The organism is Microbacterium aurantiacum (assembly GCF_002872075.1).
GTDB classification, from domain to species: Bacteria; Actinomycetota; Actinomycetes; order Actinomycetales; family Microbacteriaceae; genus Microbacterium; species Microbacterium aurantiacum_A.
The window spans coordinates 40,162-61,991 of the sequence record NZ_PGGU01000011.1; the positions used below are offsets into that span (position 1 = coordinate 40,162).

At 67.0% G+C, this 21,830-nt stretch carries 25 protein-coding genes; 12 read left to right on the forward strand and 13 right to left on the reverse strand.

Features of this window, described 5'->3' with window-relative positions; genetic code table 11:
* Positions 1-119: 119 nt before the first annotated feature.
* Together CUR96_RS09035 and CUR96_RS09040 are read left to right on the forward strand one after the other, a co-directional pair.
* Positions 120-1,145 carry an NAD(P)-dependent alcohol dehydrogenase gene (locus tag CUR96_RS09035; protein ID WP_102192983.1) on the forward strand — a complete coding sequence of 342 codons (1,026 nt, stop codon included), beginning with the start codon at positions 120-122 and terminating at the stop codon, positions 1,143-1,145.
* Positions 1,142-1,606, forward strand: coding sequence for a DUF6326 family protein (locus CUR96_RS09040; RefSeq protein WP_102192984.1), 465 nt, complete (start codon positions 1,142-1,144; stop codon positions 1,604-1,606). Before CUR96_RS09035 ends, CUR96_RS09040 begins: the two co-directional genes overlap by 4 nt.
* 169 nt (positions 1,607-1,775) lie before the next feature.
* Here the strand turns inward: CUR96_RS09040 and CUR96_RS09045 are convergent, their stop codons facing one another.
* Together CUR96_RS09045 and CUR96_RS09050 are read right to left on the reverse strand one after the other, a co-directional pair.
* Positions 1,776-2,606, reverse strand: coding sequence for an ABC transporter permease (locus CUR96_RS09045; RefSeq protein ID WP_102192985.1), 831 nt, complete (start codon positions 2,604-2,606; stop codon positions 1,776-1,778).
* Entirely contained in the window at positions 2,603-3,517 is a 915-nt protein-coding gene (locus CUR96_RS09050) for an ABC transporter ATP-binding protein (RefSeq protein ID WP_102192986.1), read from the reverse strand. Before CUR96_RS09050 ends, CUR96_RS09045 begins: the two co-directional genes overlap by 4 nt.
* Positions 3,518-3,602: 85 nt before the next feature.
* Here CUR96_RS09050 and CUR96_RS09055 point away from each other — a divergent pair, with 85 nt between their 5' ends.
* From CUR96_RS09055 to CUR96_RS09070, 4 genes are all read left to right on the forward strand, one after another.
* On the forward strand, positions 3,603-3,806 hold the full coding sequence (locus CUR96_RS09055; protein WP_102192987.1) for a helix-turn-helix domain-containing protein: 204 nt from the start codon (positions 3,603-3,605) through the stop codon (positions 3,804-3,806).
* A gap of 6 nt (positions 3,807-3,812) precedes the next feature.
* Positions 3,813-4,265 (forward strand): Clp protease N-terminal domain-containing protein, encoded by a 453-nt coding sequence (locus tag CUR96_RS09060; protein WP_102192988.1) that lies wholly within the window; start codon positions 3,813-3,815, stop codon positions 4,263-4,265.
* A gap of 231 nt (positions 4,266-4,496) precedes the next feature.
* Positions 4,497-4,925: a MarR family winged helix-turn-helix transcriptional regulator gene (locus tag CUR96_RS09065; RefSeq protein WP_102192989.1), complete on the forward strand. Its 429-nt coding sequence runs from the start codon at positions 4,497-4,499 to the stop codon at positions 4,923-4,925.
* A gap of 98 nt (positions 4,926-5,023) precedes the next feature.
* Positions 5,024-6,640: an SPFH domain-containing protein gene (locus tag CUR96_RS09070; protein ID WP_102192990.1), complete on the forward strand. Its 1,617-nt coding sequence runs from the start codon at positions 5,024-5,026 to the stop codon at positions 6,638-6,640.
* A gap of 99 nt (positions 6,641-6,739) precedes the next feature.
* Here CUR96_RS09070 and CUR96_RS09075 read toward each other — a convergent pair whose 3' ends face one another.
* The 4 genes from CUR96_RS09075 to CUR96_RS09090 all read right to left on the reverse strand — a co-directional run bounded on the left by CUR96_RS09075 (position 6,740) and on the right by CUR96_RS09090 (position 11,175).
* On the reverse strand, positions 6,740-8,014 hold the full coding sequence (locus CUR96_RS09075) for a family 1 glycosylhydrolase (protein ID WP_102192991.1): 1,275 nt from the start codon (positions 8,012-8,014) through the stop codon (positions 6,740-6,742).
* 8 nt (positions 8,015-8,022) lie between these two features.
* Positions 8,023-8,892, reverse strand: coding sequence for a carbohydrate ABC transporter permease (locus CUR96_RS09080; protein ID WP_102192992.1), 870 nt, complete (start codon positions 8,890-8,892; stop codon positions 8,023-8,025).
* Positions 8,889-9,830: a carbohydrate ABC transporter permease gene (locus tag CUR96_RS09085; protein WP_102192993.1), complete on the reverse strand. Its 942-nt coding sequence runs from the start codon at positions 9,828-9,830 to the stop codon at positions 8,889-8,891. The genes CUR96_RS09080 and CUR96_RS09085 overlap by 4 nt, the downstream gene beginning before the upstream one ends.
* 67 nt (positions 9,831-9,897) lie before the next feature.
* Positions 9,898-11,175 carry an ABC transporter substrate-binding protein gene (locus CUR96_RS09090; protein ID WP_102192994.1) on the reverse strand — a complete coding sequence of 426 codons (1,278 nt, stop codon included), beginning with the start codon at positions 11,173-11,175 and terminating at the stop codon, positions 9,898-9,900.
* Between the two features lie 173 nt (positions 11,176-11,348).
* Here CUR96_RS09090 and CUR96_RS09095 point away from each other — a divergent pair, with 173 nt between their 5' ends.
* A complete protein-coding gene (locus tag CUR96_RS09095; protein WP_102192995.1) occupies positions 11,349-12,356 on the forward strand; it encodes a LacI family DNA-binding transcriptional regulator in 1,008 nt (335 codons plus the stop codon).
* 7 nt (positions 12,357-12,363) lie between these two features.
* Here CUR96_RS09095 and CUR96_RS09100 read toward each other — a convergent pair whose 3' ends face one another.
* Genes CUR96_RS09100 through CUR96_RS09110 form a run of 3 tightly spaced genes read right to left on the reverse strand, consistent with a single transcriptional unit; the run spans position 12,364 to position 14,368 of the window.
* Complete coding sequence (locus CUR96_RS09100) at positions 12,364-13,098, reverse strand: ABC transporter permease (RefSeq protein ID WP_102192996.1); 735 nt, start codon at positions 13,096-13,098, stop codon at positions 12,364-12,366.
* Complete coding sequence (locus CUR96_RS09105; RefSeq protein WP_102192997.1) at positions 13,095-13,868, reverse strand: ABC transporter ATP-binding protein; 774 nt, start codon at positions 13,866-13,868, stop codon at positions 13,095-13,097. Before CUR96_RS09105 ends, CUR96_RS09100 begins: the two co-directional genes overlap by 4 nt.
* 32 nt (positions 13,869-13,900) lie before the next feature.
* A complete protein-coding gene (locus CUR96_RS09110) occupies positions 13,901-14,368 on the reverse strand; it encodes a redoxin domain-containing protein (RefSeq protein ID WP_180968986.1) in 468 nt (155 codons plus the stop codon).
* 90 nt (positions 14,369-14,458) lie between these two features.
* Here CUR96_RS09110 and CUR96_RS09115 point away from each other — a divergent pair, with 90 nt between their 5' ends.
* Complete coding sequence (locus CUR96_RS09115; RefSeq protein ID WP_102192999.1) at positions 14,459-14,905, forward strand: MarR family winged helix-turn-helix transcriptional regulator; 447 nt, start codon at positions 14,459-14,461, stop codon at positions 14,903-14,905.
* A 31-nt stretch (positions 14,906-14,936) separates the two neighbouring features.
* On the opposite strand, the gene CUR96_RS09120 is transcribed toward CUR96_RS09115, so the two are convergent.
* From CUR96_RS09120 to CUR96_RS09130, 3 genes are all read right to left on the reverse strand, one after another.
* Positions 14,937-15,533 carry a TetR family transcriptional regulator gene (locus tag CUR96_RS09120; RefSeq protein ID WP_102193000.1) on the reverse strand — a complete coding sequence of 199 codons (597 nt, stop codon included), beginning with the start codon at positions 15,531-15,533 and terminating at the stop codon, positions 14,937-14,939.
* Between the two features lie 50 nt (positions 15,534-15,583).
* Positions 15,584-16,339: an AAA family ATPase gene (locus tag CUR96_RS09125; RefSeq protein ID WP_102193001.1), complete on the reverse strand. Its 756-nt coding sequence runs from the start codon at positions 16,337-16,339 to the stop codon at positions 15,584-15,586.
* Positions 16,340-16,462: 123 nt separating this feature from the next.
* Entirely contained in the window at positions 16,463-17,962 is a 1,500-nt protein-coding gene (locus CUR96_RS09130) for an L-serine ammonia-lyase, iron-sulfur-dependent, subunit alpha (RefSeq protein WP_102193002.1), read from the reverse strand.
* 256 nt (positions 17,963-18,218) lie between these two features.
* On the opposite strand from CUR96_RS09130, the gene CUR96_RS09135 reads away from it, so the two are divergent.
* Both CUR96_RS09135 and CUR96_RS18590 read left to right on the forward strand, forming a co-directional pair.
* Complete coding sequence (locus CUR96_RS09135; protein ID WP_102193003.1) at positions 18,219-18,689, forward strand: hypothetical protein; 471 nt, start codon at positions 18,219-18,221, stop codon at positions 18,687-18,689.
* 189 nt (positions 18,690-18,878) lie between these two features.
* Positions 18,879-19,037: a hypothetical protein gene (locus tag CUR96_RS18590; RefSeq protein ID WP_180968987.1), complete on the forward strand. Its 159-nt coding sequence runs from the start codon at positions 18,879-18,881 to the stop codon at positions 19,035-19,037.
* Positions 19,038-19,055: 18 nt separating this feature from the next.
* Here the strand turns inward: CUR96_RS18590 and CUR96_RS09140 are convergent, their stop codons facing one another.
* Positions 19,056-20,639 (reverse strand): HNH endonuclease signature motif containing protein, encoded by a 1,584-nt coding sequence (locus CUR96_RS09140; RefSeq protein ID WP_102193004.1) that lies wholly within the window; start codon positions 20,637-20,639, stop codon positions 19,056-19,058.
* Positions 20,640-20,921: 282 nt separating this feature from the next.
* Here CUR96_RS09140 and CUR96_RS09145 point away from each other — a divergent pair, with 282 nt between their 5' ends.
* The gene (locus CUR96_RS09145; protein ID WP_219721974.1) at positions 20,922-21,419 is read left to right on the forward strand and encodes a carboxymuconolactone decarboxylase family protein; all 498 of its coding nucleotides are present in this window, start codon (positions 20,922-20,924) and stop codon (positions 21,417-21,419) included.
* A 28-nt stretch (positions 21,420-21,447) separates the two neighbouring features.
* Positions 21,448-21,830, forward strand: a 383-nt coding sequence (locus CUR96_RS09150; protein WP_146008138.1) for a sigma-70 family RNA polymerase sigma factor, incomplete at its 3' end; no start/stop codon positions are given.

The window sequence follows — 21,830 nt, forward strand, 5'->3', positions numbered from 1 at the left end:
GCCCGATCTGGCGCCTCAGATATCGGCCTTCAGCACGGACTCGGAGCCGTACTTTCGGCCGAGCGGATCAGGGCCGTCTGGCCGATGACGCGGATCCCCTAGACCGCGAGCATCGAGTCATGACAACCAACACGACCATGACCGCGGCCGTCTACCGCCGCTTCGGCGCGCCGGATGTCGTGCGCGTCGAACAGCGCGCCGTCCCCTCGCCGAAGCCCGGCGAAGTGCTCATCCGGGTGCACGCGAGCACGGTGAGCGTCGCCGACCACAGATCTCGCGCTCGGGACATCCCGAGCGGCCTCGGGATGCTCGCCGCCATCGGACTCGGCCTGTTCCGGCCCAGCCGGCCCGTTCTGGGCATGGATGCCGCGGGCGTCATCGCGGCGATCGGCTCGGGCGTCACCGCCTTCTCCCCCGGCGACCGCGTCATCGCCTCGATGGGCGCAGCGTTCGGCGGTCATGCTGAGTACGTGTGCCTGCCCGCCGATGGGGCGATCACCCGGGCACCCGAGACCATGGACCTCGAGGAGGCGGTGACGCTGGTGTTCGGCGGCATCACCGCGCAGGGATTCTTCAACCAGGTCGCGATCGGGCCGGGCACCTCGGTGCTCGTCAACGGAGCATCCGGCGCGGTCGGCACCGCCGCGATCCAGCTGGCGAAGCATCTCGGCGCCGACGTGACCGCCGTCACGAGCGGCAGCAACGCCGAACTGGTCACATCACTCGGCGCCGACCGGGTCATCGATTACACCCGACAGGACTTCACCTCAGCAGGTGACTCGTACGACGTGATCGTCGACTGCGTCGGCAATGCCCTCTTCAGCCGCGTAGAGGCATCCATCAACCCCGGCGGGGCGCTCCTGCTCGTCATCAGCGACCTGTGGTCGATGCTGCGCAGCCGTGGGCAGACCCGCCGCTCGGGAAAGCTCGTCACCTGGAACGTCGGCAAGCCCGGCGCCGACGAGCTCGCGCACCTCGTCAGCCTTGCGGACTCCGGCCGCTACCGGGCTGTCATCGACCGGTCCTTCGATCTGGCCGACATCGTCGAAGCGCACCGCTACGTCGACACCGGGCGCAAGCGGGGCAACGTGGTGCTGCGCATCACGCACCCCGAAACCTCACACGACAAAAGGAGCACCCGATGAGTACACGTCAATCCACCGCCACGGCACTGGAAGAGCAGCAGGTGCCGGTCAGGGCCAAGCTCGCCGCCGCGTGGACGAGCTTCATGTTCCTGTACATCTATGTGGACATTCTCGCCTTCTACAAACCCGGCGTCGTCGATGACATCCTCATCGGTGTCGTCTGGGAGTTCGACATCACCCAGACCTGGGCGATCACCGCGCTGACGCTCCTGGCGATCCCGATCTTCATGGTCGTGCTGTCGATGACGCTGCCGGCCAGGGCCAGCCGCATCGCGAACCTCATCGTGGCCTCGATACAGGTCCCCTTCGCGGCCTTCAACGCGGTCGGCGAGCTGGGCGAGTCATGGATGTACTTCTACTTCCTCGGCGTCGCACTGGAGCTGATCGTTCTCGCCCTCATCCTGCGATACGCCTGGACCTGGCCCCGCAGCACGCCGTCGGTGACCAAGGCCAGCGGTTGAGACGCGCGAGGTCCGGAATCTCGACCGAGCGGGGGTCGGAGCCTCGGCGTCGGCACGTTGCGACCGCGCCGCACGGCAGAACGCCGACATCATGGTGCAGACACGGCAGCTCCGCTCGGGCCTTCTGCGTGCCCACGCCATGAGGCAAGGGGCGGGCGCGAACCTAGCCTCATCCGATTCTTGTCTCGAGATTCTCACGTCGTTGTGCGACGCGAGAACCGGACTCACGTCGGGCCATGCGGCGCAGCACGACGGGCGCGATGATCAGTCCCGCCACGGCCCAGGCGCTGAGGGCGCCCGCGGTTTCAATGTGGCGCCAGGACTCGCCTATCTCGAGGGAAGCAGCGTCTGTCGGCAGGAGCGCTGAACGCATGCCGAGGCCGAGCCAGTAGACAGGGAAGACCTGGCCTACGAACTGGAGCCACTCGGGGAGCGCGGCGATCGGATAGAAGATGCCGGAGATCGCGATGAGCCCGATCACCGGCGCGGACAGCATGCCGGCGCCGCGAGAGCTCTCCACGAACGCTCCCAGTATGGCGCCGAGCGTCTGAGTGGCGATGAACCCGAGGACCAGCACCCAGGCGAGCGTGAGAACTCCCGGGACGTTGACCGAAAGACCGCCGATGAGTATCGCCCCGGGGATGAGCAGGATGAGCAGGTAGATGACAACAGTGGCGGAAACGTTGACGAACTTCCCGACGAGGTAGCCGCGAATACCGTACGGGGTGGCTTTCGCGCGCAGCAGGGTGCCGTCTTCGCGGTCGGTTGCCAGCTGTTGCACCGTCAGCAGCATGCCGAAAGCGACGAACATCCCTGCCGTGCTCGGCAGGATCAGCGGGCCGAGTCGGGCGCCGGAGAACGGCAGATCGCGAAGAAGCCAGATGGCGACCAGTGTGGCGATCGGCCAGAAGAGTTGGGCAATGAGTGCGCTGCCGGTGAATCCCTGGCGCAGCTCGATGAGGCCGGCACGGAAGCCGGCCCGGATAGCGATGGCGCTCATGCCGCAGACCTTTCGGTGGGCGCGGTGCGGGCTGTCTCTGCCTTGCGGACCAGGGCGAGGTAGGTGTCCTCCAATGAAGAGCGGCGGACTTCGAGATCGTGCACCGCATCGCCGCGCCGAAGGAAGAGTTCTCGAACGAACCCAGTGGAGTCGGCCACGGAATGGGTGTGTTGCGTCCCGTTCTCAGACCAGCGCACCTCGTCTTCACCGACGATCTGTCGTGCTAGTTCCAGCGGTGTGCCGTCGGCGATGATCCTGCCGCCGGCAAGCACTGCTACGCGGCTGGCCAGCTTCTCGGCTTCGTCGAGACCGTGCGTGGTGAGCAGGACCGTCGTGTTGTACCGCGTCGTGACCGATTGGATGATCGCGTGGAAATCGGCTCTCGCTTCCGGGTCGAAGCCCGTCGTCGGTTCGTCGAGAAGTACGAGCTCCGGTCGCCCCACGAGGCCGATGGCCACATCGAGCCGGCGGCGCTGCCCGCCGGACAGCCGTCCGATCGGGGTCTTCGCGTGATCGGTCAAGCCGACCGCGTCCAGCAGTTCTGCGACCGGCCAAGGCCGGGGAGTGGACGTCGACGTGAAAGACGCGTAGTACGACCCCTGGTAAGCGAGGAATTCACCCGCTCGCCACTTCGCGTGGTCTCGCCAGGACTGTGTAACGATGCCAATCTTGGCCCGCCACGCCTCATCGCCGCGCGCCGGATCGACGCCGAGAACCGATACGTGGCCGGAAGATCGCATGCGAAACCCCTCCAGGATCTCTATCGTGGTCGTCTTCCCCGCGCCGTTCGGGCCCAGTAGAGCCAGAACCTCGCCGCGGACCACGTCAAGGGTCACGCCGTCCAGCACGTCTCTCGCCCCGTACCGCATCCGCATGCCGTCAACCCGGATAGCGAACTCGCCATCGTCCATCACACCCTCACCTTCTGTCAGTCTGGCCTGACAACGGTTGTCAGTCTGGCTTGACAGTTCCGCCTTGTCAAGCCAGACTGACGACATGATGGACGAAAGCGTCGAATCCCGACTCCAGGCGACGGATCCTGCGGTCGGCCTGCGCGCTGTCGGTGCCCTTCACCGGATGGCAGAGCAGGTTGAGGCACATCAGGTTCGCGCCGCCCGAGCGCAGGGCTGGTCGTGGGAGCAGATCGGCGATGCGCTTGGCGTATCCCGCCAATCGATTCACGCCAAATACAGGAAGTAGGTCGAGATGTCTGGACCGATCACATCGACGGCGACAGCCGCGCTGGCGCACGCCGCAGAAGAAGCAACGAGGCGAGGAGACCGCCGAGTCGGAACCGATCACCTTCTGCTCGGCCTCCTCCACGATCCGGCCATCGCCAGCCACCTCGGGACAGACGTCGAGAAGGCGCGGGACGCCGCCGAGCACCTCGACCGCGTCGCGCTGGCGGCCATCGGGCTCGACGTCGAGATGACGCCCGCTCCGATCCCTCGCCGACGAGCCGGAAGCGTGTCCCCCACGTCGGGGCTCCGCGGTGTGATTGCCCGAGCTGTGGGCATCGCCGGGGCCGAGAACGTTCGAAAAGCCGAGCCGCGACACCTGCTGGCAGCCCTTTTCGAATGTCAGCACCCCGACCCCGCCGCAGAACTCCTGGACGCGATAAATCTCGGACCGGAAGCTCAGGCCCACATGCCCACCTGAGGTGACAACGGAGCGTGGCGGGTGAGCGCGTGGGCGCGAGAGCCTGCCCGTTGAAAACTTTCCGTGACCAAACCGTTGCATTCGTTACCCCGCCGTTATACAGTTATCACACGGTGAATGTTTGCTGTGGCATCCACCGCATGTGATTGCAGGACACTCTTGGTGCAAGGGACAAGGGCCGGTCGGGAGCCTCTCCGACCGGCCCTTTACCGTTCCCAGTACGCTGTCAGAATGACCGACCGCAAGCTCGCCATCGAGGCGTGGGAGAGCCTGTTCCGTGCACAGCATCAGCTGTTCGGCGACATGGCCGCCGACTTCGAGGATGCCGCCGTCACGCAGGCCGAGTACGACGTGCTGCTCACGGTCACCCGGGCCCCGGACATGACCGCCCGCCTGCGCGATGTCACCGCGAACATGCTCATCAGCCAGCCCAGCGTCTCGCGTCTCGTCGACCGGATGGTCACCCGCGGACTGATCGCGAAATGCCCGGATCCCGAAGACGGTCGCGGATCGGTCGTCCGCGCGACGGATGCCGGCGCCAAGGCGTTCCGCTCGTTGGCGACCGTGCACGCTCGCTCGATCGCCGAGCGCATGTCCAGCCTCGACGACGAGGAACTGCGCACGCTGCGCGACCTCACCGAGAAGCTGCGCCGCGCCTGAGCATCCACCGCCGCGTGCGCATCGAGACGGCGCTTTCCCGTGATCTGGCATAGTTCCACGTAGGACTCCGAGTCATCGGAGTGGACACGGAGGAAGTCATGCAGTTCACCGACGCCGTCGGCACCCTTTTCTTCATAGGCATCGGCATCGTCGCCGCGATCGTCGTCGCGCTGGTGGTGCTGCTGCTCGCGCGCAGCTGGATCAAGGTCGCCCGAGCCGATGAAGCCCTCGTCATCTCGGGGCGCAAGCAGAAGGTGCAGCGCACCGTCGCCTTCACCGGCACCGACGGCATCGCGGGCAGTCGCGACGAGACCGAGGAGTCGCCGGTGACGGTGATCGTCAACGGCAAGTCGCTCGTCAACCCGATCACGCAGCGCCACGAGATCATCTCGCTGCGCTCTCGCCAGGTCACCCTCAACGCCGAAGCGCAGTCGCTCGACAGCGTGACGCTCAACGTCGACGGCGTCGCGATCGTCAAGATCGGTTCCGACCCCGTCTACGTGCGCCGGGCCGCAGAGCGTTTCGCATCGCAGGACAAGGCGATCGAGCAGTTCACCACCGAGCAGCTTGAGGGCGCCCTGCGCGGTATCGTCGCGACCCTCTCGGTCGTCGAGCTGATGCGCGAGCGCAAGAAGTTCTCCGATCAGATCGCCGCCGATGTCTCGCAGGAGCTCGCCGAGCAGGGGCTCATCCTCGACTCGTTCCAGATCAAGGGCATCACCGACGCCGTCGGCTACATCCAGTCGCTCGGCGCGCCCGAGATCCAGGCGAAGCGCCAGGCCGCCGAGATCGCGCAGACCAACGCCGACCGCGCGATCAACCAGAAGAACATCGCCAACAAGGAAGCCAACCTGATCGAGCAGACGGCGCTCGACACGAACACCGCCAACTCCGACTCCGGCATCGGCCGGGCTCGTGCCGAAGCCGAGCAGGCCGAGCACCTGGCCCGCGCGCAGGCCGAGCAGGCCGTGCTCCAGCAGCAGGCCGAGAACCGGCAGGCCCAGCTGGATGCCGATGTCAAGCGCGTCGCCGACGCCCAGCGCTACGAGGCCGAGACCCGGGCGCAGGCTGAGCTGTACACCCGCGAGAAAGCGGCCGAGGCGGCCGCGATCGAGCAGGTCAAGCAGGCTGAGGCCCGCACCCGCATCGCCGAGCAGCAGGCTCAGGCCGACCGTGCCAAGGCCGACGGTGAAGCCGCCGCCACGCAGGCGAAGGCCGCCGGTGAGGCGCACGCCCTGCGCGCTCTCGCCGAGGCCGAGTCCGAGGCCCGCCGCCTGCGCGCCAACGCCGAGGCCGACGCCATCCGTGCCGAGGGTGAGGCGAAGGCGGCCGCGCTCGAGGCCGAGGCGAAAGCCATCGCATCGAACCAGGACGCCTTCCTGTCGCAGCAGGTGCTCCAGGTGCTGCCGTCGATCATGGGCGAGTTCGCCAAGGGCTACGCGGCCATCGGCAACGTCTCGATCATCGGATCCTCCGGCGAGGACGGCGCCTCGAGCGTCATCGGCGCCGACAGCGCGAAGGCACTGCGCTCGGTGTTCGACAGCGTGCACGCGGCGACCGGCCTCGACCTCGCCGGCATCATCCAGGGCCAGGCCGTCGGGCGCGGCTTCGGCACCGGAATGGCCGAGGCGACCGCGACCGCGCCCGCGAAGCCCCGCACACCGTCTCCGACGACTCCTCCTCCTCCCGCTCCGGCGGCTCCCGTCGCGGAGTAGATCCTTCGAGGAAGAGCGGATGCCGCGGCCGATATCGGCCGCGGCATCCGTCGTCTCCGGGTTGCTCACCCAAAGAAGCTCCTGGAGCAGTTGCCTTCTTTATGCGACGCCCGCCCGTCGTGAGGCGTTCATCTGGCCCGACGACTGCGCGAGAGCACGAAATCGATCGGCGAGCGGGTTCTGGCGACGCTGCAGGCCGGCTGGCGACTCGACCAGATCCCACATGCCCATCGTGAGCAGCGAGTCCGCACGCGGCCCCGTGGCGTGGCGGTAGGTCCACTCGTACATGTCGAACAATGGCCACCACGTGTAGCCGACGACGTTGGTGCCCGCCGCACGCAGGTCCTCGACGCACCGCACCGAGTCCTCGAGCCACGCGATGCGAACGTCGACCGTGTCGGTCACGCACGTCTCCGTCAGCATCACCGGCGCGCCGTATCGCTGGGCGTAGGTCTTCAGCAACTCTGCAAGACCTTCCACGCCGTCGTCCCGGATGGGCCAGGGATCGACGAACCCGCCGCGGTGGACGACGCCCTCCTCCATCAACTGGGTCGAGTGGCGCGGGTAGTAGTTCACGCCCATGATGTCGGGCTGGACAGGGTGCTCGAGGAACCAGGCGAGCGTGTCATCACCGACTCCATGTTCTGCAAGATGCCCCGCGAGCGAGTGATCGGCCTTGACCCTGCCTGTCACCAGGTCCTCGACGAGGAACGTCTGCGCGCGCTGGAACTCGACCAGCTCACGGTGCTCCCCTTCGACGTCGCCCACGAAACGCGTGGTCGCATCGACGTGGACGAAGGTCGCACCGTCGCCCAGGACCTCAGTGATCCCGTGCTGCGCCTGCGCGAACCCCTTCGCGAGCGCGACGGCGACCGTCGTGTATCCACGGTCGCCGGACAGGTACGGCGGCCAGTAGGCGAGTTCGCCGCAGAAGCGGGCATGGATCATCGGCTCGTTCACCGGCGTGTAGTCGGTCACGCGGTCGGCGTAGCGTTCCGCGACAGTGGTCGCGAACTCTGCGAAGTGGTCGGAGAAGTCCGGATGCGCGAACTCGCCTTCCAGCCAGAGTGGCGTTCCGTAGTGGAGCAGGTCGATGATCGGTCGGCATCCGAGCTCGTCGAAGCGGTCGATGACCTGGTCGAGCCAGGACCAAGCCCACTGTCCCCTGCCTGGGTTCACCCGGTGCCAGGGAATGCCCCATCGCATGAACTGCGCACCGGCGTCGGTCGCGAGTTTCAGATCCGAGTGCCAGTGTTCATAATGCTCGGTGAGCTCATACTCATCGAGCCTCCGTTCGCCCGGCCCGCTCTGCGGGATGAACGTGTCTTCAATGCCCACCCCGAAGTGGAGTGCGCCGTCTTCGAACCATTTCACGTGAGTTCTCAACCTTTCAGGCCGGTCATGGCGACGCTTTCGATGAAACGTCGCTGGATGAGCAGATAGATGATCAGCAGGGGAAGGATCGCCACGAGCGATCCCGCCATCAGAACGCTGTAGGGTGCGACGCCGGTGGCTGACCCGGTGAGCAGAGCCAAGCCCGCTGTGAGTGGGCGGACCGCTGCGTCGTTGGTCATGATGAGCGGCCAGAGGAGGTCGTTCCAGTTGCCGACGAAGTTGAACAACGCCATGGTCAGAAGTGCGGGCTTGGCGTTGGGCAGCACGATCGACCAGAAGATCCGGAACTCCCCTGCCCCATCGATACGCGCCGCCGAATCCAGATCCCGCGGCAGGGTGACGAAGAACTGGCGAAGCAGGAAGATACCGGCGACGTCGGCCGCGCGCGGGATCACGAGTCCGGCCAGCGTGTTCACCCAGCCGAGGTCGGATGCGATCTGGTAGATCGGCACGAGCAGCGCCTGGAACGGGATCATCATGGTCGCCACGAGCACCGTGAAGATCACACTCCGCCCGCGGAAGTCGATACGTGCCAGCGCATAGGCGGCCAGCGCATTGAACATGAGGGAGCACAGGGTGACGGCCCCCGCGAAGGCGACCGAGTTCCAGCCCTCCTGGAGAAGCGGGATCCGTTCGGAGAGCTCAACGAAGTTGTCCAGAGTGAATCGCGAAGGCAACAACGTCGGCGGCGCACTGATCACGTCGACTTCCGGGGAGAAGGCGCCGATGACGACGACGAGGACCGGAAAGGTCGTTGCGAGGGTGAGGAGGATCAGCCCGATCAGCACAGCTGCCCGGGAGAACAGGGAGGAACGATTCCGCCGTCGATGCGGGCGGCTCACGGATGCCGGAATCATTCGAGATCCTTTTCCTGCTTGGCGCCGATTCTCAACTGGATCAGCCCGAGGACGAGGGTGATCATCAGAAGGATGTATGACAGGGCCGAGGCGAACCCGAGCTTGAAATCACGGAACCCCTCGACGTAGATGCGGTAGACGATGGTCTCGGTCGCGTGGTCGGGACCGCCCTGGGTCATGATGTAGATCTGATCGAACGCCTGGAACGCGCCGATCATCGCGAAGATCACGATGAACGTCATGGTTCCGCGGAGACCGGGAAGCGTCACCGCGAGGAACCGACGCCAGGCTCCGGCACCGTCGAGACGGGCGGCCTCGTAGAGCTGCGCCGGCACGCCCTGGAGACCGGCGAGGAAGATCACCATGAAATAGCCGAAGTTCTTCCAGATCGCGACCGCCGCCACCGCGGGTAGCGCGGCTGCGGGATTGGCGAACACATCGCCCAGACGGATGCCGATCGCCCCCAGCCAGTGAGGAATCAGGCCGAGGTTCGGATCGAGGAGGAAGTTCCAGGCGAGCGAGGCCACCGCCATCGAGATCACGAAAGGCATGAAGATCGCGGTCCGGAAGAACGAACGGAACGGGATGTCGCTCCGGTTGAGCAGGAGAGCGGATCCCAAGCCCACCGCGATGACCGCGGGAGCGTACAACAGCGCGTAGAGCACCGTGTTCAGGAGGGCACGCAGTTCGGTGGCATCCGTCAGCGCTTCGATGTAGTTGTCCAGCCCGACCCACTCGGCCGCTCCGAATCCGCTCGCATCGGTGAAGGAAGTCCACAGCGCGATGCCTGCCGGCACGAACACGAAGCCCACGATCACGAGGAGCGCAGGCGCCAGGAAGGCGGCTGCCTTCAAGCTCCGCTCGCGCTCCTGACGATGGGGGGCACGGCCCCCCAGGGGCCGCGGTGGGCGGTAGCGCCGGGCGGTGGTCTCACTCATGTCTGCTTCTCCTGATGGATCACGTTCCCGGACAGCCGCTGGTGTGGCGACCGTCCGGGAGCGGGGTCTACTCGAACTCCGCGAGGATCTCGGTGAGCGAGCGGTCAGTCTCCGCCACCAGAGTCGCCACATCGCCGCCGGTGCCCTGCGTGATGTGCACCGAGAGGCTGTCGAGCTCGGCATTGACGTCTGTCGCTCCGCCCGGCAGGCCGCCGAGCCGGACGAAGGTGTGCTCCGTGAACGGCAGCATGTCGGCGACGAACGGATTCTCTGCCAGCTCCTCCGCCGTGATGTCCGTGCGATTCGGTGGATAGTTGGCCTCGAGCGCCCACTTCACCTGCGATTCGTGCGAGTTGAAATACGCGAGAAACTCCATCGCGCCCTGCGCCTCGGCATCCTCCGCCTGCGAGGTGAGCCACCAGTAGTTCGCGGCCGCATCCGCGGCGACCTTCTCCGGTCCAGAGGGAAGTTCGAACACCCCGACCTCCATGTCCACGCTGTCCGCGATGCCGATCATCCACGGGCCGATGAGGGTCATGGCGGCCTTGCCGGCCTTGAAGACATCGACGGACTCGGCCAGCGTGATATCGCGAGGACCCCAATTGCCGGCATACGCATCGCGCCACCACTGCAAGGTCTCCACATTCTGCTCGGTGTCGAGAACGACCTCCCCGTCGGCGTAGACGTGCCCGCCGGCACCCTCCAGCCAGGTCGGCAGGAACGTCGGCGTCTTGTCTGCCAGCGACAGTCCGTACACCTCGGGAGCCCCGTCGCCGTTCTCGTCGACCGTGAGCTGTTCGGCGAGGGCGATCCACTCCTCCCATGTCTTCGGGAACTCAGTGATTCCCGCGGCGTCGAACATCGACTTGTTGTACCAGACGGCGAAGGGCGCGTACCCCATCGGGACTCCGTACACATCGCCGTCGAACGTCACCGCGTCGACGACATTCGGGTAATAGGTGTCGGCCTCGAAGTCGGGATCGTCGTAGAAGTCCTGCAACGACATGAAGACACCCTGGTTCACGTATCCCTGCCCGGCCTCCGGAGTCTGCACGACGAGGTCGGGGCCGTTCCCCGACGAGACCGCGGGGAGGAGCTTGTCGGTGATCACGTTCCACGGGTTGACCTCGAGTTTGACCACGAAGTCGTCTTGCGAGGCGTTGAACTCGTCGGTGATCGCGTCGACGACCTTTCCGTCCGCCTCCGTGAAGCCGTGCCAGACGGTCACGGTGGTCTTCTCGCCACCTTCCGACCCGCCGGGGGCGCTGCATCCGCCCAGCGCGACAGCCGTGAGAGCAACGGCTCCCACGGCAGCCAACCGCGCGGCGTGCGGCTTCCTGATCATCAGAATCCTCCTTGATTGTGATCGCTGACGCTGCTGTGCGCCGTCACGAGACTCGGGATACCGCTCGTGTCGGTAATCGATGTAGGTAATCGATTACCTACATATGTTTACTCGCTGCCGAAGGCCACGTCAAGAGGCAGTTCATCGATGTACGGTAGGAGAGGAGGATGCGAATGGTGACCACGATGCAAGACGTCGCCCGACTCGCCGGGGTGTCTGCGAAGACGGTGTCGAACGTCGTCAACGGAACGGGCTACGTCAGCACCACCACTCGGTCGCGGGTGGAGTCTGCGATCAGGTCTCTCGACTACAAATTGAACCTCGCCGGGCGCACGTTGCGGTCTGGCCGCAGCGGGGTCATCGGGCTCGCCGTCCCATCGCTGAGCGTCGCCTACTTCGCCGAGCTCGCGGAGCGGGTGATCGCAGCCGCCGAGGCTTTCGGACTCGTCGTGCAGATCGAGCGGACCGGCAGCGTGGACCGCGAACGATCATTCCTCGCCAGCGCGAGGGTGCACCACCTGGATGGACTGATCTTCAACCCCTCGGACCACCTCGCCGACGAACTGACCTCCGTCGCCCTCCCGGTACCCACGGTCATCCTGGGCGAACATGCGGTGGGCCCCGGTGCCGTGCATGTCAGCTCAGACCAGTCCGCGGCGGCCCGGGTCGCGACTCAGCACCTGCTTGACGTCGGACGACGACAGATCGTCGCGATCGGTGCACGGATCGTGGACCCGCGACATGCGGCGAGTCTTCGATTCGCCGGTTATCGACATGCGCTGGACGCAGCCGGGGTGGCTTTCGATCCTGAACTCGTCTGCGAGGCGGACCCCTGGAACCAGATGAACGGCGCGAACGCGGCCCGCGAACTGCTGGCGACGGGCACTCGTTTCGATGCCGTTGTCGCGTTCAACGACAGCCTCGCGCTGGGTGCGATGCGTGCGCTCGAGGAGGCAGGGCTGCGCGTTCCCGCCGATGTCGCCATCATCGGCATCGACAACATCGCAGAATCGGAATTCTCCATCCCGAGCCTGAGCACGGTCGACCTCGGATCGACTCAGATCGCCGAGGAGGCCGTCAGAGCACTGGTCGACCAGCTGGGCACAGACGGCCCGGCCGAACCCCGCCACGTCGTCGTCGACTTCCGGCTCGTCACACGAGAATCGACAGCCGCAAGTTGACCGCGACCTACTTCGTCCGCCGCCGCAGGGTGAGCGACGCGAGCACGAGCGCCCCGACGGCGAACGCCATCACGACGAGCAGCGGCTGGAACACGTCCCGCCCCTCCTCGCCCGCCGCGACGGCGTTGACCGCGTCGATCGCGTAGCTGAGCGGGAGCCAGTCCGAGATCGCGTACAGCACCTCGGGCATCTGATCGCGCGGCATGAACAGTCCGCCGAGGATGATCTGCGGGAACACCAGCAGCGGCATGAACTGCACCGCCTGGAATTCGGTCTGCGCGAAGGCGCTGGCGAGTAGTCCGAGAGCGGTGCCGAGCAGGGCGTCGACGACCGCGACGAGCCCGAGTTGCCAGAGCGGACCGTCGACGTCGAGCCCGCACACGCCGACGGCGAACGACACCGTCACGACGGCCTGCAGGACCGCCATCAGGCCGAACGCGAGCGCGTACCCGAGGATGAAGTCCGCTTTGCCGAGCGGGGTCGTCATGAGCCGCTCCAGCGTGCCGGATCTGCGCTCGCGCAGCGTCGTGATCGACGTGATGAGGAACATCACGATGAACGGGAACAGCGCCAGGATCGCCCCGCCGAACCGGTCGAAGACGCCCTCCTGATCGCTGAACAACCAGGCGAAGAGTCCGACCAGCAGGCTCGGCGCGACGAGCATCAGCGCGATCGACCGAGGGTCGTGACGCAGCTGCCCGAGCACGCGGCCGGCCGTGGCGAGCATGCGGATGCCGTTCATTCGCCCTCCTCCTCTCGGAGTTCGCGCCGAGATCTGCGGGTGTCGCCCGAGACGTGGCGATCGCGCTCGATCAGCGCGAGGAAGGCCGCCTCCGGATCGGCGGTGCCGGTGTCCGCCAGGAGAGCCGCGGGCGTCGTGTCGGCGATGATCCGGCCGTCGCGCATGAGCAGCAGCCGGTCGCAGCGAAGGGCTTCGTCCATGACGTGGCTCGACACGATCAACGTGACGCCGCGGTCCGCGAGCCCGCGGAACAGCCCCCAGAGCTCAGTCCGCAGCACCGGATCCAGGCCGACGGTCGGCTCATCGAGTACCACGAGTTCGGGCGATCCGATCAGCGCCATCGCGAGCGAGACCCTGATCTCCTGGCCGCCGCTGAGCGAGTCCACGAGCTGCCCGGCCTGCGGGCCCAGACCGACCTCGTCGATGACGCGGTCGACGTCGCCCTTCGGCGCTTTCAGCAGCGCCGCGAGGTACTTGAGGTTCTGGCGGACGCTGAGGTCGCCGTAGACCGCCGCGCCCTGAGTGCCGTAGGCGACACGGTCGCGCAGCGCGCTCGAACCGCCCGGCTGTCCGAGCACGGTGACGTCGCCGGATGCGATCCGCTGCACCCCGACGATGGATCGCATCAGAGTCGTCTTTCCGCATCCCGACGGACCGAGCAGCCCGGTGATCTCGCCGCGCGGGACCACGAGGTCGATGCCGTCGAACACGTGCGTCTTCCCTCGCCGCACGCGGAGCTGCGAGATCTCGACGGCCGCTTTATTCATCATGTGATGAATTATGCGCCTGAGCGGGGCCGCGGTCAATGGGTGCGTGCGAGCGTCTCGCGGATGTCCTTCCTGGAAAAGCTCGCGGTAGGCAGCGCACTGGCTCGGCGGGCGAGCACGCGCCCTGACGCATCGAGCACGAACGTCCCACTGTGCTGCAGTGTGAGGAACCGGCCCAGTCCGACGTCGCGGTGGTGATCACCGGAACCGAATACGTCGAGGGTGGTGGAGCGCGCGACCGCCCGGGCCTCGGCCGCGCCACCCGGCGTCACCACGACAACCCGAGCCCCGCCCAGTTCTCCAGATTCGGCCATCGCTTCCAGCGTCCGTACGTGGGCACGGCAGATCGGGCAGGTGCTCGCCCGCATGAAGAAGACGACCGTGCTGCCGTCTCCGCGCGTGCGTTCGGCGAGTGATGACATCGCATCCGCGGAGTCGACCACCCGAAAGTCGGGAAGAAACGCGCCGATGGCGGGAACGACGATGGTGTGGGCATCCGACATGAAGACCTCTGATCTGGGAAGATGGCCGATAGGTAAGGGAGTTGCGTTAATAGTCAACCCCATTGCCTACTTGTGTCAAGGAGGTTGCGTATGCACGGTGACGTCTTGAGGGAGTTCGCTGATGCCGCCCGGGACGATCTCGGCCAGCTCATCGCCGCGGCATCCGCGAAGCTGATGCGCGACGCCTTCGAACGCATCACGCGAATCGGGTACCCGGAGGTGCATCCGGCGCATATCGCAGTGTTCACCGGGCTTGATCCGGATGGCACGCGAGTCTCGAGTCTCGCCGCCCGCGCGGGGATCAGTCGGCAGGCCATGAGCGTTCTGGTCCGATCGCTCGAGTCGGCCGGATATGTCACGGCGGAGACGGATCCGACCGACCAGCGAGCCACGCTGGTTCAACTGGATCGGCGCGGCGTCGAGTTCTGCCGCGCGGCTATGGTGGTGGCCGCCGAGATGAACAGTGAGATCGAGCAGACTCTCGGCGCGGAGGACACGCAGCTGATCCGCTCCGCTCTTCGCCGGCTCGCCGAGTAGACGGTCCGAGGGCGCCGCGCGCCCGCAAATGTCAGCCGAAGAGGTAGCGCTGCAGTGTGGGCCCGACCTGTGCGGCGATGTCGTCGACGGTGGCGTCCACGAGCGGGGGTACCTTCATCACGTACCGGGCGAGTAGCAATCCGCCGATCTGCGACGCGACCAGGCCCGCTCGCAGCTCCGCATCCGGCGCATCCATCGCTGCCGTCACCCGCGAGAGCAGCTCGCGCGTGAGGAACCCGGCGAACAGCGGTGTCGTGAGCTTGCTGCTGACGGTCGCGCGCAGCAGCAGTACACCGCGTCGGCGCACCTCCGGCTTCTCCCACTCCCCCAGGATGTAGCGGACCAGCCGCTCGCCGACGTCCTCACGCGGCCCCGCGAGGATGCCGGGAACATCGAGGTCGGGGCGCATCGGCACCCCGACGGCCTCGGCGAAGAGATCGGCCTTGGTGCCGAAGTAGTGGTGCACGAGCGCGGAGTCCACACCGGCGCGCGCCGCGATCGATCGGATCGTCGAGCCGTCGTAGCCTTGCTCCCCGAACTCGTCGACCGCGGCCGCGATGATCCGCGCACGAGAATCCGAGGCGCCTCTCGGCCGGCCCCGCCTCCGGGGCGCGCTCTTGTCGGTCATGCCCGTCAGCCTACGACTTCGCCGCAGCGCGTTCGCAGGACGCCCGGCGCTCAGTCGAGCAGATGCCGCAGGTATCGCGACGGCGAATCGAGGAAGGACCTCCAGTGATTCACGATCTCAAGGTCATCCCATTCGGCCGGGCGCACGCCCCAGTCGCCGACCTCGAGGATCCGGGCTCCAGGAAGCGCGGCCAGCACCGGTGAGTGCGTCGCGCAGAGAACCTGGCCGCCGTCATCGGCGATGCGCCGCAGCACCGCGATGAGTGCGAGCGTCGACCCGAATGAGAGCGCCGCCTCCGGCTCGTCGAGGCAGTAGAAGCCCGGTTCATCGAATCGGCTCTCCAGCAGCGCGAGAAAGGACTCGCCATGGCTCATCTCGTGGAACGGGACGTCGGGACCGCGGGTCGAGGGGTTCTCCTCGAGGTACGTGTAGAACGAGTGCATGGTCTCGGCCCGAAGGAAGAAGCCCCACCGGCTGGCGCCGACTCCGCGCTGCAACCGGAGCCACTCCGAAAGCGGTGATTCCGTCGGGCGGGTGCTGTGGTGCGCCTGGCGGGATCCGCCCTCGGGCGAGAGGCCGTAGGCGATCGCCACCCCCTCGACGAGCGTCGACTTGCCGCTGCCGTTCTCCCCGACGAGGAACGTGACACCGGGATCGAGATCGATGCCCTCTCGCAGCACCTGAGCGACGGCGGGGATGCTCTTCGGCCACTGCGCGTCGGGCTCCGGCGCGTCATCCGACGGCTGCACCGACACCACCGGCTGCTGGCGCCGTCTTCGGTTGCCCGGGTCCCAGAACGAATCCATCCCCGCTCCCTCCGCCCCGGTCTCGCCGGATCACTCACGCGAGACATTACCTGCAGCATGAGACAGACCCCCTGCAGCCATGTCTCATGCCAAAAGCTCTGTCTCAAGCCAGGGACTTCGTCCTCAGCACTCGATGACGTTGACCGCGAGACCGCCTTCGCTGGTCTCCTTGTACTTCGTCGACATGTCGAGACCGGTCTGACGCATCGTCTCGACGACGGCGTCCAGCGACACGTAGTGCGATCCGTCGCCGCGCAGCGCCAGCCGGGCCGCCGTGACCGCGGTCGACGCGGCGATCGCGTTGCGCTCGATGCACGGGATCTGCACGAGTCCGCCGATCGGGTCGCAGGTGAGTCCGAGATGATGCTCCATCGCGATCTCGGCCGCGTTCTCGATCTGGCGGTTCGTGCCACCCATGACGGCGGTGAGGCCGCCCGCGGCCATCGCACATGCAGATCCGACTTCGGCCTGGCATCCGCCCTCGGCTCCCGAAATCGAGGCATTCGCTTTGAACAGCGACCCGAGCGCGGTCGCGGTGAGCAGGAAACGACGGATGCCGCGGCGGCGGTTCGCCTCGGCGATGAGCTCTTCCTCGCCGTCGCCGGAGGTCGCGGTCTCCAGCGCCCGGGTACCGTCGAAGCCGAGGAGCGCGCTGCCGACCAGTTCTCCGTAGGGGGTCACGGCGTTGCCGGCTCCGAGGCCCGAGTCGGCGAGGAATCGCCACCAGTACATCGCGACGGCGGGAAGGATGCCGGCCGCGCCGTTCGTCGGGGCGGTGACGACCCGCCCTCCGGCCGCGTTCTCCTCGTTGACGGCGAGCGCGAAAGCACCCAGCCACTCGCCGGGGAGCTCACGGTGACCGCCGGACTCCGCCTCTTCGAGCTGCGCGCGGATCGTGCCGGCGCGGCGCTTCACCTTCAGAATGCCGGGAAGGGTGCCTTCGGAATGCAGGCCGGCGTCGACGCAGGAGGCCATCGCGTCCCAGATCGCGTCGAGTCCGGCGGCGACGTCCTCCTCGGTGCGCAGCGCAGTCTCGTTGAGCCGGGCGACCTCGGCGATCGAGAGGCCGTGCTCGTCACACAGCGCCAGCAGCGACGCGGCATCCGCATAGTCGTACGGGAATCCGGACCTGGCGAGCTTCGCCTCCTCGCCGTCGCGGCGGATGAAGCCGCCGCCGATCGAGTAGTAGGTCTCCTCGGCGAGGACACCGCCGTCGGCATCCCCCGCGGTGAGCGTCATCGCATTCGGATGCCCAGGGAGGCGCGTCCGCGGCGCGAAGACGATGTCCTCCTTCACGAACGGAACGTCATGAGTCCCGTCGATGCGGATCACGGCACCGTCGCGCAGATCCGTCCAGGCGGCGCGCACCTCGGTCGGGTCACAGGATTCCGGGGCGAGGCCGCGGAGTCCGGCGACGACGGCATCCGGGGTGCCGTGGCCGATCCCGGTCGCTCCGAGCGAGCCGAACAGTGTGCACTCGACACGTGCGACGCGGGGCAGTGCGCCGGTCGCGCTCAGGCGTCGGGAGAAGTCGAGGGCGGCCCGCATCGGTCCGACCGTATGGGAACTCGAGGGCCCCACTCCGATGGAGAACAGGTCGAAAGCCGAGACGTACGCAGTCACTCCCTCAGGCTACGCTGCTTTCCCCGGTTCCGGTTCACCATCATTAACCTGATCTCGCGAGAGAGCGGCACGCACGATCCGGGCCCAGCACCCCGAGCGGGGTAGCCGAAGAGGACGAAATCTGATCAATTGCGGCACCTGAAGCAGAGGTACTTCTCAGTAGCGGCCACGGAGGGGTATCCGTCAAGCCCCTTGGAAGGACAGCGTCGACTGAGCAGACTGTCATGGCGAGCCAGCGAGACTCAAAGGAGCGATCATGACGAACGGCGAATCCCCGCAGGACCAGCGCCAGTCGACCGATGGGCCAAGCGCCGGGCAACCGGCAGCTGAGCGGCCGACGCAGGAGCCGAAGGGCGCGGAACCGACGGCTGAGCAGCCGTCACCCCCGGAGCCGAAAGCCGAGGGCGCCGCGCCTGAGCAGCCGACAGGCGAGGAGCAGACAGCGCAGCTCCCGCAAGGCGACGAGCCCACGACCGAGCAGCAGCAGCCGCCGAGCACCGACGAAGCCGCGCCGCAGCAACCCGACACCGAAGAGCCGACAGCCGAGGACCCGAAGGGTGAAGAACCGTCGACCGAGCAGCTGCAGGAGCCGAGCACCGAGAAGGAGCCTCAGGAAGAGCCGAAGGCACCGGAGAAGAAGGAGCGGCCCGAGCCGGACCACGAGGCCGTGGGAATCGGCGTGATCGGACGGCCGCAGTTCGATCCCGACGACATCACCCCGGGCTGAGCTGCTTCGGCAGCCAGGCATGGGGCCACCTACCCTGGCTGGATCCACCGGCCGTCGAGCTGTCGTCCGCGCAGCCGTCGAGCTGTCGTCCGCGTAGTGGAGGTGTCGCTCGCGCGAAGCGGCGCGTTTCGCATGAGGTGGCGTGGCGTGCACCAAACACCACGTCGCGCGCGGTGTTTCGTGCGGTGGATGTCGCTTCGCGGCGGTGGGGACCCGCCGCGCGCCGCGTCCACCGCGACGAACGGTCTCGCGATCGACACCTCGTACCAAGTCGGCGAAGCGTGCTCGGGCGAGGGCGAGGGCGAGGGCGAGGGCGAGGGCGAGGGCGAGGGCGAGGGCGAGGGGTGACGGTGTCGAAGCGCACAGTCAGGCGTGGGTGAGGGAGTCAACCGTAAGGCGTGGGGTGCGCCATCGTTGGACGGGGTCCCACCATCCGGGTCCGCGGATCTGGGGGATGCCACCCATCATGCGGATCTCCCATCCGGAGGTGTCGAGGGTGCGGTGGTGGTGCCAGCACAACGGGACGCCGTTGTCGGTGTGGGTGGGTCCGCCGCGGGCGTGTTCGGTGACGTGGTGGATCTCGCACCAAGTGGCGGGGACGTGACAGCCGGGGATGAGACATTCCTTGTCGCGGGCGATGATCGCCCGTCTCTGGTGGACGGTGAAGACGCGGTCGGTGACGCTGATCCCGATGATGCGGCCCTCATCGAACAGGACCCGCTGGACTGTTCCGGTGCACGCGGTATGCGTAGCCACGGTGGATGCGACGGGGGTGTCGATTCCGGGGATCGTCGCCCATCCGGCCGACGACCTGGACTCGGGCACTGACACGACGGCGGGTCGCGGCCCGGTTCCGAACGCTGATCCTGCCCCTGCCTCGGATGTGTGCTCGGTGAACCTGGCGAAGTCTTTCGCGTTCACGTGCACGACCAGGGTCGGTGCCGCACCACCCAGGCTGGGCATCTCGTCATGACGGGCGGCGATACCCAACGCGGTGGCGAGGGCGTCGTGCTGCTTCTGTGGGCGGGTGCGCGGGTCGATCACGTTCCGCGGATCCGCATTGAACGGATCCGCAACGTCGTCGTCATTGACGTCCGCCCCGTCGATCTCATCGGAGGGACGGAACTGCACCCCCAGGTCTGTGGGGCCGGCGGTCTTCGGGTTGAGTTGCGCATCGAAGAGCAACTGGAGTTGGGCGTACACCTCGGGGAGAAGGTTCCCACGGACCGGATACGTGCCGTTACGGAGCCGGCCGACGGTGAACGAGCGTCCCTGCGACGCCTCTGCCGCGGACGGGGCGGATCCGTCCGGGTCCAGATACATCGCGACCAGCTGCGCGAACTGCTTCAAGTCCTCCGGCGTCGCCGGCGGCGCCATATCGCCAGACCCCGACGCTTCCGCCAGCTCGGACCCTTCGCCAAGCTCAGGGACCCAAGCGTGGGCGTCCGCATCAGCATCGGCGAGGACGTACCCGCGAGCCTGGTGCGCCAGCTCCGCATCCGCCCGCAACCGATCCGTCAGCCCGATCCGAACCCCGGCACGATCGATCGGCCCCGTTGCAGCCAACAGCCCAGCGATGCCGATCGACCCGCCCAGCATCGCGCCACGCAACGAAGGCCACCGGGCCGGCAACCGAGCCCCAGACGTCAGCTCCACATCCCGGTGCACGAGGTCCGCGGCTTTCACCACCCGCGCCGCTCCGGGCGCGTCGACACGCAGCACCCGCTGCAGAAGCTCGTTCATACTGCGGCATCCGAACTGATCGGAGAACCCCGGCTCGGCCCCGGCGGTCGTCTCCACAACCACGGCCTCGATGCGCCGGAACGCGTCCCCCGCGACCCGGAGCAGGTTCATCCGGTCCGCATCCGACAACGACCCGAACCCGTCCGCACCCAGCACCCGATCGAGGTCGGAGACGACCTGATCCAGAAGAGCCAGCGGGTTGTTCATGCCCCCATTCAACAGGGGGCCACCGACATTCCGACCCCGAAAACCCGCAGATCAGAGAAACTTTTCACCAGCTATCCTCACACTGAGCATCTGGGCGTTCGCGCCCTCGACGACTAGGGCTGAGCGCGCATTTCGACTCGCTGCAGCCGGCCGGAGAGGAGTGGCTCGCGCGGGCTCTCGGGAAAGTCCGACGGCGCATCCGTCACATTCTGCGCACTCCATCCGTCTTCTCTATGAAGCGGTCCACCGGACGGCGCATGACCCACGAACAGGAGAAACCCCATGACCATCACCGAAGCCCCCGTCGACGCAGACGACATCGTCACCCACAAGGCGCGGATGCCGCATCCGGCCTTCGTGCTCGAAGGCGGCATCGACGCGATCAGCAGCATCAACCGCGCCGCGCAGGCGTCCGGCGTCCCGGCGTCACTGCTGCATCTCGTCGCGCTGCGGGCGAGCCAGATCAACGGCTGCAGTTGGTGCGTCGTCGACCACGCCCGCCAGGTGCTCGCGGACCGCGCGTCTCATGAGCGCGTCCACGCCGTCGCCGCGTGGCGGGATGCCCCGTACTTCAGTGCCAAGGAGCGCGCCGTTCTCGAGTTCACCGAAGTGCTCACCCGCCTCGCCGATCATCACGACCCGATCTCCGATGAGCTCTGGGAAGAGATGACGAGCCACTTCGATCGGAAGCAGATCTCCGGGCTGCTGTTCGAGATCGGCGCGATCAACGTGTGGAATCGCATCAATGCGGCGATCCGGCAGCCGGCCGGCGCCCACTGACCGATAACTTGCCAGCGGAGAGGTGCACATGCAGACGACTGACCTCGGCGAGACGTTCGAGACCCACCGGCGATATCTGACCGCCGTCGCCTATCGGATGCTCGGCTCGCACGCCGACGCCGAAGACGCCGTGCAGGAGGCGTGGCTGCGCGTCGCCCGCGCCACCCCCGAGGTCGACGATCTGCGGGCCTGGCTCACGCGGGTCGTCAGCCGGATCTGCCTCGACCAGCTGCGCTCCCGCTCACGGCGGCGGGAGAATCCGCTCGATCTGCTTCCGGAGGCGGAGCGGAGCCCCGACGAGGCCGACCCGGTCGTGCGCGCGGAGAGCGCCGACCGGGTCGGCTACGCCCTGATGCTGGTGCTCGAGCAGCTGACACCCGATGAGCGCCTCGCCTACGTGCTGCATGACGT